We start from the raw sequence: 13,253 nt of genomic DNA on the forward strand, positions 1-13,253 counted from the left end.
AGAGAACAGCAACAAAATGTAGTAATATTAAATCACCCCACTTCTATTAGTCATCTTCTGAAATCTCGCGAAAAACAGGATGAAATCACCTCTAAAGGCACGTCCCTGTAGGTGTAAATCGCTTTCTCGAAACAGACTTGACTCGGAGGTTAACGGGGCTATTTGGACTGCACCGGTATCCTCTAATTACAGGCGTGTCTGCTATAGACAAAAGATTACATAAGCACCCTTTTCTGTCTTTTTTTGAATCATTATAGACAGCAAGGAACTCAGGGCATCCATGGGCATTTTCAGCCGCGAGGCAAGGGGAATGCTTTTTATGTGACCATGTTCTGAGTGCTGCTCCTATGTGCAATATGATGCAAGACTCGCTACTACCGCCGTTCAGTCCATAATATGCAGCTTATATCTTTATCTCACCGTAAGAAGACACTCAATTCTTTATATAAAGAATTTCTCCAATTTATCTCTTAAACATGCGAAAGCGAGGAATATTCATGCCACAAGTTGTGACCAAGCCGAACAACCGCCAGCTTGCCTTTGATGATATGCGCATCTCGGTATATGCAGATCGTATTCTGGAAGGACTGGACATGCTCGACAAGGAACGTCTGGTACGCGGGGTAAACAGCAAGCTCCGTCGTGACGAAGTTACCGGAGACGAGATCAGCAACGCTTTTATGATGAGCGCTCTGGAACTGGTAACGAAGGAAGAGCCTAACTGGAAATTCGCAGCGGCACGCTCCCTGCTTACTTCCCTTTACAAGAAAGCGGCAACCAACCGCAGATACAAATCATACCCGGAAGAGCCTTACGGTGCTTTCCACCCCCTTCTAGTGGATCTTGTGAAGAAAGGTATCTACCGCGAAGAACTGCTGGAATGTTACACCAAAGAGCAGATCGACGAACTTGCTGAATGCATCGATTACCGAAACGATCTGTTGTTCGACTACATCGGTTTGCTCACACTGGCAGAACGTTACCTCGCTCACGACTTTGACGGAAAAGTCATGGAATTGCCTCAAGAGCGTTACATGGTTATCGCGATGTACCTGATGCATCAGGAGCCTGCTGAGAGACGTATGGATCTCGTTAAGGAAGCTTACTGGGCAATGAGCAACATGTACATGACAGCAGCTACACCTACAATGTCCAATGCGGGTAAAAAAGTGGCTGGACAACTCTCCAGCTGCTTCATCGATACCGTGGATGATTCCCTTGAGGGCATCTTTGACTCCAACACAGATGTAGCACGTCTCAGCAAAATGGGTGGCGGCATCGGCGTTTATCTCGGTAAAGTCAGAGCTCGTGGTTCGGACATCCGGGGTCACAAAAATACAAGTTCTGGTGTAATCCCTTGGATTCGCCAACTAAATAACACTGCGGTCAGCGTAGACCAACTCGGAACACGTAAAGGTGCGATCGCTGTTTATCTGGACGTTTTCCACAAAGACATTCTGGCATTCCTCGACCTGAAGCTGAACAATGGTGACGAGCGGATGCGTGCGCATGACGTATTCCACGGCATCTGCCTGCCTGACCTGTTCATGGAGCGAGTAGCGAGCCGCGGCGAATGGAGCCTGTTCTGCCCGCATGAAACGAAAAAAGTGATGGGCTGGAAAGATGAGAACGGTCGTCCACTCGGACTGGAAGATTTCTATGATGAGTCCGTAGGCGAAGGCGCGTTCCGTGAGAAATATGAAGAAGCGGTCAACCACCCGCTGTTGTCCCGTATCACGGTTCAGGCGATTGACATCATGAAACGTGTTATGAAATCCCAACTGGAAACCGGTACGCCTTACATGTTCTACCGGGATACGGTTAACCGTTCGAACCCGAACAGTGCACACGGCATGGTATACTCTTCCAACCTTTGTACCGAAATCATGCAGAACCAATCTGCAACTGTAGTTGAAAAGGAAGAGCTCGTAACCAAAGATGGACAAACCCGCATCGTGATTTCCAAAGTGCCGGGCGATTTCGTAGTCTGCAACCTGAACTCCATTCACTTAGCACGTGCTGTGCCTCATGATGTATTGGAGCGTCTGGTACCGATTCAAGTTCGTATGCTGGACAACGTTATCGATATCAACAACATTGAAGTGCTGCAAGCCCAATACACCAACAGTCAATACCGTGCGGTTGGTCTGGGAACATTCGGACTTCATCACCTGCTTGCCCTCGAAGGCATTCGTTGGGAATCGGAAGAAGCAGTCACATATAACGATAATCTGTATGAAAAAATTAACTATCTGCTCGTGAAAGCCAGCATGGAACTGTCCAAGGAAAAAGGACATTATCCGAAATTCCAAGGCTCCGATTGGCAAACAGGCAAATACTTCGACCAACGGGATTACACTACAGGTGAGCGCGTAGGCGAATTCGTTACAACTGAACAATGGAAAGAACTGCAAGCCCAAGTACAGCAAAACGGTGTACGTAACGCTTGGTTGTTCGCTATTGCACCAAATGGTTCAACGTCCATCATTGCAGGTTCAACAGCCAGCATTGATCCGCTTTATGAACTGTTGTCCTATGAAGAGAAAACGACATACAAGATTGCCAACCCGGCACCTGACCTGTCCGAAAAAACGATCTGGTATTACAAAACAGCGTTCATGGTGGACCAACATGCTTCCATCAATATGGCCGCTGCCCGTCAACGCCACGTCGATCAGGGACAAAGCTTCAACTTGTATGTTCGTCCAGATATCAAAGCAACGGAGTTCCTGGAACTGCATCTGCACGCCTGGAGAGCCGGCATTAAATCAACTTATTATGTCCGCAGTCGGGCATTGACTATTGAAGAATGCGATTCTTGCGCAAGCTAAGTTTTATCGTGATGCTGAAAGCTCACTAGATCTACGATGACTACCAGGGCATCCTGTTTTGAATGCAAAATGGCGTTGCCCTGGTACTTTTTTGCCCAAAACACGATCACAACATCATGAGATGTTGATATAGATGCCACATTATACAACCCTAATATATAAAAGAATTAATGATTACACGATAACGAAGAGGACAGAACAAAGCTGAAGAAGCGGAGCTAAAAGCTTTCTGAAAGAAAGCTGCATCGGAAGCATACGCTTCGCCTTTATCACCGGATTTTCCCTTATAAAAGAGGGAATCAAAAAAATCAGGGGATAACAGCGATCGGAAGGTTGTTCTGTCATCGTAGTTATACAGTGTAAATTCATTCAAGGAGTGAACGGATTATGCAATTGCAGAAAATTTTCAATACCGAAGCGCCTAACCAGTCTACCCGTATCATTGAAGGGGAATGCTCAGGCATTCTGAACTGGAACGATATTCGTATGCCTCATATGTACAAACTGTACAAAGTACTGCTGCTCAACCACTGGATCGCGGATGAAATTCCTATGTCCAAGGATGCTTCCCAATTTGCCCAATTGGACCCGGAAGAACAGCGTACATTCAAAGTCAACATCTCCCTGCTCGCTGTGTTAGACTCCATGCAAACGATGTTTGTAGGTGACGTGAAACGTTATTTCACGGATTCTTCACTGGAAGCGATCTCGGCAATCATCGGACAACAGGAAGTTGTACACAACCAATCGTACTCTTACGTCCTGTCCTCCATCGTATCCGATCGGGAGCAAAAGGAAATCTTTGAATACTGGAAACATGATCCGGTGTTGCTTGACCGTAACCGGTTCATCGCCGACATCTACCAAACCTTCCGGGATAACCCGTCTCCACAGACGTTCTTCCAAGCCATGGTAGCCGATCTGGTACTTGAAGGTATCTTCTTCTATAGTACATTTGCCTTCTTCTACAACCTGGCCCGTGACCAGAAGATGATGGCAACCAGCCAAATGATCTCTTATATTCAGCGCGACGAGAACCAACACTGCTACTTCTTCGCTGAAGTGTACAAACAGCTGCTGGTAGACTTCCCTGAACTGAACACACCAGAGAACATGGACTATGTGTACAAAACAATCAACCGTGCCGTTGAACTCGAAACCAACTGGGCGCACTACACTCTCAGCAACGTACGCGGGATTGACCTGAACGAGTTGGAAGACTACATCAAGTACATTGCTAACAAACGCTTGCGTCTGATGGGAATGGAAAAAGCATACGAAGGCGTGGATGTAAACTGCATGCCTTGGATCAAACCTTTCTCCGACGAAGCACTGAATGCTACGAAAACAGACTTCTTCGAAGCCAAATCCCGTAACTACGGCAAAGTCGGCGACGATAACGGATTCGACGATCTGTAAGTTGATTGATACAGTAAGCTTAATTTAATGAACGCAATCTAATAAAAAATGCACAACACTCCCCTTATTGAAATGTCTTGATGGCTTTCTGCTTGTGGGAGTGTTTTTTCTATACGACTGGATAGGATACTGTACCCATCCATCCTGCAAGTTTGTAAGATATAATGGAAAAAGGTTCACATTCCCCTATTGAAATGAGGCATAGTGATGGAAAGAGAACTGCTGGAACAACTAAACAAATGGCATGAACAGGACCAGTTCCGTCTCATTATTGAACGTATTCAACAAATCCCCGAATCCGAGCGGGATTATGAGTTAATTGGACAACTTTCCAGAGCGTATAACAATGAAGGACGTTACCGTGAGGCTGTCCAACAGTTACTATCCGTCCATGAACAGGGGGCAAGAGACCCTCTCTGGCAGTACCGGTTGGGTTACGCTTATTATCATATGGCAATGTATGAGCAAGCACTCAAAGCTTTTGAGATGGCAAACGAGCTCTTGCCCCATGACGAATCGACTATCGAATTTCTCGAATGGACACGGCCCAAAGCAGAAAAAATGCAACAGGATCGACAGCGCCATCAAGAGATATTGTTGGAGTTAGAGCACAGTGGCAGGCTGAACAACCTTAGAGCCGCTTCCGGGTCCTACGATCCAGTTTCATTCTGGGAACAGAGTGAATATGCGTTGGAAAGTTATGTATCTCCACCGTTTGACGAGGAGATGATCCAAACCATGGAACAGGAGCTAGGCTACAAATTACCTGCCTCCTATATCCATTTAATGAACACACAGAACGGCGGAATCCCCGCACACACCGTTTTCCCAACCAAAGAAGCCACTTCATGGGCCGAAGACCATATCGCCATTACGGGGATTATGGGCATTGCACGGGACAAGTCCAATACACTGGGCGGAGAATTTGGAAGTCGTTTCATGATTGAAGATTGGGGATATCCTGAGCTCGGTATTGTGATCTGTGATTGTCCATCTGCCGGACATGATGTGGTGATGCTGGATTATCGATTCTGTGGCCCTGAAGGCGAACCTGCTGTGGTACATGTGGATCAGGAAGACGATTATGAGATTACATATCTGGCGCCTAATTTTGAAGCTTTTATTCGCGGATTGGTTGATGCTGATACGTTTGATCTATCTGACGAAGAGGATGAAGACTGAGAGCGCAGGAGGGGCTTATGACAACCCGTATTTATTTTGGCTCCAATAAACTTGGTGAGATTGAGCGAGTATCCTTGCAAAAGGCGCTTCATGATTTTAATCTGGGAACGCTTATGGATTATAAGCGAACCGATGAGGGTGTGATGGGTCAGACACTTCTTATTCGCTCTTCAGAGGGAGAATATATTCTGAAAGGCAACCCATTATATGCGGGACAACTTCAGGAAGAGCAATTCTTTGTAGAACAGCTGAGAACTCACACCAACATTCCTGTACCTGATCCATATTTATTACATGAAGATACCGATATATTGGGCTGGAGCTATGCCATCATGCCCCGATTACCTGGAATGCACCTGCATGATCCGTCATTACAGGCTTCACTTTCACTGGAGGATCAGGAAAAGATCGCTACGATGCTTGCCCAGTCGTTAGCAGAACTTCACCGCTGGAAGGTCCCTGATGCGGGAGAGTATGATCCTGTAGCAAAGCAGATCGTTCCCTTTGCAGGCAAATATCTGGACTGGCTCTATGGGACAATCCATCACTGGCTGCAAGATGCTGCAAAGTACTCCATGATAACAGACGAGGATACACAGTGGGTGGACGAGCAATTAAAAAACGCTGAATCTGCATTTCAATCCATGCCTGTTCCTGGATTTGTGATGGGTGATTTTAAGGTCGAGAACTTTGTGATTCAGAGGAATGATGATAGCCTTACTTCGGACTGGGAGATTAGTGGTCTGTTTGATTTTACAACGGCCTATTTTGGAGATGGCACAGCTGACCTAACCAAAATGACAGCCATGTATGTACGCGAAGGTCAACCCGAACTTGCCAAACGATTCCTTCACGGTTACCGGGAGGTTGTATGCGCAGCGGATACGGAGCGATACCAGCACTTTGCCACACGTCTTAGGGTGCATCTGCTCTATCAGCGTATTTTGTTATGGGGTGAATGCAAAGCAACAGGCCGAGTGACCTGGGCAGCGGATATGCCTTTTGCAGATTGGGCGGAGCAGTACATGGATTCGGTAATTGCTTTGCTGGATTAGCACAACAAAAAACCGCCAGAAGGATGAGATGTACTCACTCCTGGCGGTTTTCTCAAACTATCATATATTTAAATCGGATACGATCCTATGAATTAAGGTTGTGCAATCGGCACTTCTTGATGTTTCTGCAAAAACTCCAGCATCCGCCGATAAACGAGAATCTCATTCGTTTTTCTGGAGAAGCCATGACCCTCATCATCCAGAACGATGTATTCCACGTCTACCCCTTTCCCCTGCAACGCGGCCACGATCTGATCGGATTCCGCCTTCACGACCCTTGGATCATTGGCACCTTGAATGACCAGCATCGGGTTCACCATCTGGTCAAGATACGTAATCGGAGAATCCTTCGTTAAGCGTTCGCGGTCACGGACCGGATCACCCAGCCAGTTGTCCATCATCGGTTTCCAGTCTTCCGGTACGGATTCCAGGAAGGTAAACAGGTTGCTTGGTCCAAAAATATCAACCGCAGCGCGGAATAATTCCGGATGACGTCCTGCCAGCAGCAAGGTCATATACCCGCCGTAACTGCCCCCCACCACGAACAGCCGATCCGGTGATGAGATGCCCTCGTCAAACAGCCAGTTTATACCGGCAACACAATCTAGCCTTGGGCCCTCACCCCAATCCCTCTCAACCATTTTGCCAAACTCGGCGCCATATCCAGTGCTTCCCCGGAAGTTCGGAGCAAAAATATGATAGCCCTGAGCCAGCATCATTTGGAACATCGGACGAAAGAATTTTGCTTCCGATGCCTGTGGCCCGCCATGCGGCCAAAATACCGTGTAACCATTAGCCTGTTCCGGTTTTGCTTTGAAAAAAAGCGCCTCGATCTCCAGTCCATCGTAGGAGTTATATCGAATGACATCCGGGTAGACAAGATCGCTCGGATCAAGCCCTGTTACCCGATTCGCAGTCAGTGGTTCCCAGGACTCATTACCTGCCATCAACCGATAGATATTATGCGGCTGGATAGCTCCACGCCCCAAGATATACACATTTCCAGCTTTGGTGACTGTCACATCCTCCACCGTATCGAGCGGCATGTCTACACGTCGAGGCTGCTCAGAGCCTTTGTCCAGCGCGTACATCCGATTCTCGGGACCTGTAAACGTCCAGAAGTATAACGTCTCGGAATCCTTGTGCCAGCGGATGATATCCACGTCTTCTCCCTCCACTTTGCACAGCGGACGAAATTCATGAGTATCCAACCGATATTCAGCCACATAGGTGTACGGCTCGTTATCATTGGTGATCATCAGCAGCCGATTATGGTCTGCAAACAGAACATATGAGACCTGACTCTGCCGCTCAGAGACCGGAATAATGGATTCTGACTCACCGTTCCGGTACACGTATGCTGTCTGGTAGGTATTGGAATATACATTCAGGATTACGTAGGCTTGTTCATCCGGACTCACAGCAGCCAGATTGCTTGTCACCTCTTCCCCCTGATGCAGAAGCTCATCCTCTCCCGTTTCAAGGTTAATTCGGCGTGAATTGAGATAGCTCGGGTTATCCCTGCTTGTCATATAATAAAGACGCTGTCCATCCTCGGACAAATAGGAGAAATAACAACGATCATCGGGCTCTGCCGGCACAACAGGAAATGGGACCCCACCTTCCGGTTGAAGGGCATACAGATGATAATTCTCATCGCCATCCCGATCAAACGCCGTGAGAATATGACGTCCTTCCGGGTCTGGTTTGATAAACTGGCTGCTCTGATTCAAATACGTCAAAGGATACGGGTAGCCACCCGGCAGATCCATCGCCCAGATATTGGGCTGTCCATTCAGATTGCTGTCAAAAAACAAACGTTTCTCGTCGGCTGATACGGCAAAATGGGAAATCCGATACGTCTGGAAATATTGTTCCACATCCGGTTTGGGAAACTGAATCATGACAAACCTCCTTGAGTATGAACGAAGTATCAAACAGTGGTAAATTAAGGGTTTATTTGTCCATATTATATGTACATCCATTGTTTGCACAATAGATATGTCATTTTTTTTCCATTTCAGCTCATTCGATTACGTATAAAAGGTCATATGGGGTTTATCCTCACGGTAATAGTCAAGTCTCTGCTTCATATTTCCGGTATGTAGCTCGAACAGATGACCATCGGGATCGGTAAAATAAATGGATAATGCATCCTTCGGATCGCGTGGTCTTCCGGGAAGAATGTGAGCCCCGGCTGCTCGCAGCTGCTGTACAGACTCGTCGAATTCATCTTCTTTTACGGTAAATGCAATATGTGTATACGTTCGTTCCGTATAGTTGCGAATGACATCTTCCTGATTCAAAGCGATCCATAGTCCGGCAAGTTCGAAATATGCCAGCTTCCGGCCTTTCACCTGAATACGGGCACCGAGAGCCTGCTCATAAAAGGTAATGGACCGTTCCAGATTGGATACGGAAAAGCACAGATGATTAATCCCCTGAATATTCATTGGGCTCCTGACACCTCCACATTTTAATGAACTGTTGTAATAGCTACATCCTTATTATGGTATATTTTGCACCAAAAACAAATGCCCTTCTTCCTCCTTGCGCACCTTCTTCTGGGCGAATGCATAGTTTAGGCGTATGAATGAATGTGCGAGGAGGATGTAAATCGAATGAATCCTGTCTATCCTTTTTACGGTGAGAAAACGGTGTGCAAGCCACAAAATCTGGCTTTCCCACCCCAGCATCAGGACCAGCAGCCTGGTCTGGAAACCCTGATGGTGCCTGAACCGATCAGCGAAGATCCTGCTTATATTGGCAGCTGCAAGCTGAAAGGCAAGGTTGCGATTATTACCGGTGGTGACAGTGGAATCGGCAGAGCGGCAGCTATTGCTTTTGCCAAGGAAGGTGCAGATATCACCATCGCTTATCTATATGAACGGACCGACGCCGAAAGGACACGTGAACGCATTGAAGAGCTCGGACAACGGTGTCTGTTAATCGAGATTGATCTGCGGTTGAAGAAAAACTGCGAGGCTGTCATCCGTACGACCATGGAAACCTTCGGAAAGATCGATGTCCTTGTAAACAATCATGGCGTGCAGTATGTACAGCCAAGCATTGTCGATATTACGGAAGAACAGCTGTACCATACGTTCCAGACGAATGTGTTTGCCTATTTCTTTCTTATTCAGGCGGCTCTCCCACATCTGTGTAAGGGTGCTTCCATTATTAATACAGCTTCCATTACGGCCTATAAAGGTAACGTGCAGCTGATTGATTACTCCTCCACCAAAGGGGCTGTGGTTTCTCTGACACGGGTACTCGCCAAATCACTCGCATCCGAAGGAATCCGGGTGAATTGCGTGGCTCCGGGACCCATATGGACACCACTCATTCCATCCAGCTTCTCCGCTGAAGACGTGCAGGTATTTGGAACCGAGACGCCGATGGGCCGGGCAGGCCAACCTTATGAACTTGCGGCTGCCTACGTTTATCTCGCTTCCCGCGACTCCTCCTATGTCACTGGTGAATGCATTCATGTCAATGGCGGCGACATGGTAACGACCTAGTCATCTGGAGAACACCTTAAATCTTTGAGAAAGATATAATGGCACTGAAATGAATGCAACTGTATCATCCCCGTTCACGGGTTATGTTAGGTTTGATTTCGCGTTGGCAGCAGGAGATCACGTTACCTGTTCCGAAGAGGGTTAGGAGTAATTGATCCGGCGAGCCGGAACCTGACATCTTGCGACAAGGAGCTGAACAACCTGATGAACTACGATCCACTCTACCAACCGTATCCGTCTTATCGCGTGCCCGTTTATGCCAAACAAGGCATGGTCGCCACTTCACAGCCTTTGGCTGCACAAGCGGGTCTGGACGTGTTAAAAAAGGGCGGCAACGCCATTGATGCCGCTATCGCCACCGCTGCTGCGCTCACCGTGCTGGAGCCAACGTCTAATGGCATTGGGGGCGATGCCTTTGCCCTCGTCTGGACCGAGGGCAAGCTGCATGGCCTGAATGCCAGTGGGCCTGCGCCTCAAGGTATATCGATTGAGGCGATCAAAGCGGCAGGCCATTCGGAGATGCCGAAGCTGGGGGTCATCCCGGTGACGGTGCCTGGCGCACCGGCGGGTTGGGCTGAGCTGAGCCGCCGATTCGGACGGCTCACGCTGGCGGAAGCGCTGGAACCGGCTGTCCGCTACGCGGAAGAAGGTTACCCGCTTGCGCCGGGGCTGGCCCGCCATTGGGCACGGGCAGCCGACATATATGCACGCCAGGGCGATGCGGAAGCAGGGCGTGCATGGTTTGAGACGTTTGCCCCAGGCGGGCGTGTTCCGGCCGTGGGCGAGATGTGGCGTTCGCCGGATCATGCGTCTACACTGCGCCGGATTGGCGAGAGCGACGCGCGAGACTTCTATGAAGGCGAACTCGCGGAGCGTATTCACTCTTTTATGGCAGAACACGGAGGTTACCTGACCAAAGAAGATCTGGCTGCATTCCAGCCTGAATGGGTTGATCCGATCTCGGTCTCCTATCGCGGATATGACGTGTGGGAGATCCCACCGAACGGTCAGGGGCTGATTGCTCTGGCTGCGCTCAATCTGCTGAAGGGCTTTGATTTTGAAGAAAAGGAATCCGTCCTGGCATACCACAGGCAGCTGGAAGCCATGAAGCTTGCGTTTGCCGATGGGGAGAAATACATTACCGAGGAACGCAAGATGGGCGTAACGGTGCAGGAATTATTATCCGAAGCGTATGCAGACGAACGGCGCAAGCTCATTGGTGATATGGCACTTCCGCCTGAAGCAGGCGACCCAAGGGCAAGCGGAACGGTGTATCTTGCAACGGCAGATGGTGAGGGCAACATGGTTTCCTTCATTCAGAGCAACTATATGGGCTTCGGCTCAGGGCTGGTTGTGCCAGGCACAGGCATTGCCCTGCAAAACCGGGGACATAATTTCTCGCTTGATCCCAATCACGCCAACGCACTGGAGCCGGGCAAACGGACATTTCATACAATCATTCCGGGTTTCCTTACACGCGGTGATGAAGCGGTCGGACCATTCGGGGTCATGGGCGGTTTCATGCAGCCCCAGGGTCATGTGCAGGTCGTCATGAATACGGTGGACTTCCACCTCAATCCACAGGCTGCGCTCGATTCTCCGCGCTGGCAGTGGACCAAAGGCAAAACGATCCTGGTTGAGCCCGGATTCCCTCAGCATATTGCACAAGCACTTGCCCGCAAAGGGCATGATATACAGAACGCCCTCGATCCGTCGATGTTTGGACGAGGCCAGATCATCTGGCGCAACCCGGACAACGGCGTATTGTGCGGCGGCACGGAAAGCCGGGCAGATGGCTCAGTAGCAGCGTGGTAATACGCGCTGCAAGTGCAGCTGAATGAGAGCGGGAACCCTACGCTCAGGAGTATTGCATATGCTGCGGGAATCGGGAAAACTATTCATATATATGAATGTATTGATTCATGATATGTAGTCATTCATCATTCGTTTGGTTTCAAGGAAAGGGTAAAGAAGAGATCTAATCGGTCTCTTCTTTACCCTTTTTTTGTCTTTTTTCCCGTTGACCAGCAAGACGTAGTACAGGTTCTGTATAGAATTCATGCCTCTTCAAATGTAAATTCTATGTATAATTTATGGGTTTCATTGGAATTCCAATGAGTTTCGTAAATTTTCATCCTTACCCATTATGGAGACTCTGCTGCCGTCCGATATACATATAGAGGAATTGCTCACCTCACACGTCATCTCCATCTTATAGAAAAGAGGGCATACGCACATGAAAACACAATGGAAAATCAAATTCGGGTTCACCATGATGATGGTTCTGGTTGTTCTGATGCTGGGAGCATGTTCGGCAACCGATAAGGTGTCCCCCGCAGATCAGCGAACCAAAGTCGGAATCGTTCTTACGGATGTCGGGCTAGGTGATCATTCTTTCAGTGACGCATCTTTTGAGGGATTGGTACAGGCAAGAAACGAGAACAGTATTGTTTTTGATTACAAGGAACCGGGAAAGGATTTGACATCCGAAGCAGCTTTTGAGCAATTTGCGAAGGATAAAGTTGATCTGATTATTGGTCTAAGCGACACGATAAAAACCGATCTGGAGAAGGTTGCTCAGAAGTATCCCGATCAGCACTTTCTCATCATTGACGGACATTCCGATCTCCCCAATGTGACCTCCATGTCCTTCAAAGCAGAAGAAGGCAGCTATCTTGCAGGTATCATTGCTGGCTTTGCAACAAACGATGACCATGTAGGTTTCTTGGGTGGAATGGATATTCCGGTGCTTCACGATTTCCAGCAAGGTTTTGAGCAAGGTGTAAAAGCAGCCAATCCGGATGCCACAGTCCATGTCGTATACGCTGGGGATTTCGGCAATCCAGATCTTGGAGGAAAGCTCGCGGCGCAGATGATTCAGGAACAGCGTGTTGATGTCATTTACGTTGCTGCTGGACTGACAGGCATAGGCTCAATTTCGGAGATTCAGCGATTGGGTAAATACGCTATTGGCGTGGACCAGGATCAGTTCTTTTTAGCAGAAAAAGCAATACTCACTTCCATGCTCAAAAATGTAGATGTCTCTCTTCATAACGCCATTAATACGTTCATTCAGAACCAACATTCATTTCCCGAAAAAGAAATGTTCTATGGTCTGGCAGAAAACGGCGTAGGTTTAACCGCCCTACATAACATCACACTCACGGACGAACAAGAGCAAACATTCGAAGATTTGAAAGCACAGATCGCTTCCGGCAAAACCAAAATTACCCTAGATCAATAAA

The 13,253-nt window shown here is 48.2% G+C and carries 9 protein-coding genes; 7 read left to right on the forward strand and 2 right to left on the reverse strand.

Features of this window, described 5'->3' with window-relative positions:
- Positions 1-497 precede the first annotated feature (497 nt).
- The 4 genes from ACR1R9_RS24720 to ACR1R9_RS24735 all read left to right on the forward strand — a co-directional run bounded on the left by ACR1R9_RS24720 (position 498) and on the right by ACR1R9_RS24735 (position 6,487).
- Positions 498-2,831 carry a ribonucleoside-diphosphate reductase subunit alpha gene (locus ACR1R9_RS24720; RefSeq protein ID WP_163759014.1) on the forward strand — a complete coding sequence of 778 codons (2,334 nt, stop codon included), beginning with the start codon at positions 498-500 and terminating at the stop codon, positions 2,829-2,831.
- Between the two features lie 387 nt (positions 2,832-3,218).
- A complete protein-coding gene (locus ACR1R9_RS24725) occupies positions 3,219-4,250 on the forward strand; it encodes a ribonucleotide-diphosphate reductase subunit beta (protein WP_024632189.1) in 1,032 nt (343 codons plus the stop codon).
- Between the two features lie 207 nt (positions 4,251-4,457).
- The gene (locus ACR1R9_RS24730; RefSeq protein ID WP_433922435.1) at positions 4,458-5,432 is read left to right on the forward strand and encodes an SMI1/KNR4 family protein; all 975 of its coding nucleotides are present in this window, start codon (positions 4,458-4,460) and stop codon (positions 5,430-5,432) included.
- A gap of 17 nt (positions 5,433-5,449) precedes the next feature.
- Positions 5,450-6,487 carry a phosphotransferase family protein gene (locus ACR1R9_RS24735; protein ID WP_433922434.1) on the forward strand — a complete coding sequence of 346 codons (1,038 nt, stop codon included), beginning with the start codon at positions 5,450-5,452 and terminating at the stop codon, positions 6,485-6,487.
- 92 nt (positions 6,488-6,579) lie between these two features.
- Here the strand turns inward: ACR1R9_RS24735 and ACR1R9_RS24740 are convergent, their stop codons facing one another.
- Together ACR1R9_RS24740 and fosB are read right to left on the reverse strand one after the other, a co-directional pair.
- Positions 6,580-8,391, reverse strand: a complete 1,812-nt coding sequence (locus ACR1R9_RS24740) for a S9 family peptidase (protein ID WP_310854391.1) — start codon at positions 8,389-8,391, stop codon at positions 6,580-6,582.
- Between the two features lie 129 nt (positions 8,392-8,520).
- Positions 8,521-8,940 (reverse strand): metallothiol transferase FosB, encoded by a 420-nt coding sequence (gene fosB / locus ACR1R9_RS24745; protein ID WP_099858607.1) that lies wholly within the window; start codon positions 8,938-8,940, stop codon positions 8,521-8,523.
- A gap of 168 nt (positions 8,941-9,108) precedes the next feature.
- Between fosB and ACR1R9_RS24750 the strand changes: the two genes are divergently transcribed.
- The 3 genes from ACR1R9_RS24750 (at position 9,109) to ACR1R9_RS24760 (ending at position 13,252) form a co-directional block, all read left to right on the forward strand.
- Positions 9,109-10,008, forward strand: a complete 900-nt coding sequence (locus ACR1R9_RS24750; protein WP_076290600.1) for a glucose 1-dehydrogenase — start codon at positions 9,109-9,111, stop codon at positions 10,006-10,008.
- Positions 10,009-10,212: 204 nt separating this feature from the next.
- Positions 10,213-11,823, forward strand: coding sequence for a gamma-glutamyltransferase family protein (locus ACR1R9_RS24755; RefSeq protein WP_326064195.1), 1,611 nt, complete (start codon positions 10,213-10,215; stop codon positions 11,821-11,823).
- A gap of 421 nt (positions 11,824-12,244) precedes the next feature.
- Positions 12,245-13,252: a BMP family ABC transporter substrate-binding protein gene (locus ACR1R9_RS24760; protein ID WP_083679017.1), complete on the forward strand. Its 1,008-nt coding sequence runs from the start codon at positions 12,245-12,247 to the stop codon at positions 13,250-13,252.
- Position 13,253: the final 1 nt, after the last annotated feature.

Source organism: Paenibacillus taichungensis (assembly GCF_050994985.1).
In the GTDB taxonomy this organism is placed as follows: Bacteria; Bacillota; Bacilli; order Paenibacillales; family Paenibacillaceae; genus Paenibacillus; species Paenibacillus taichungensis.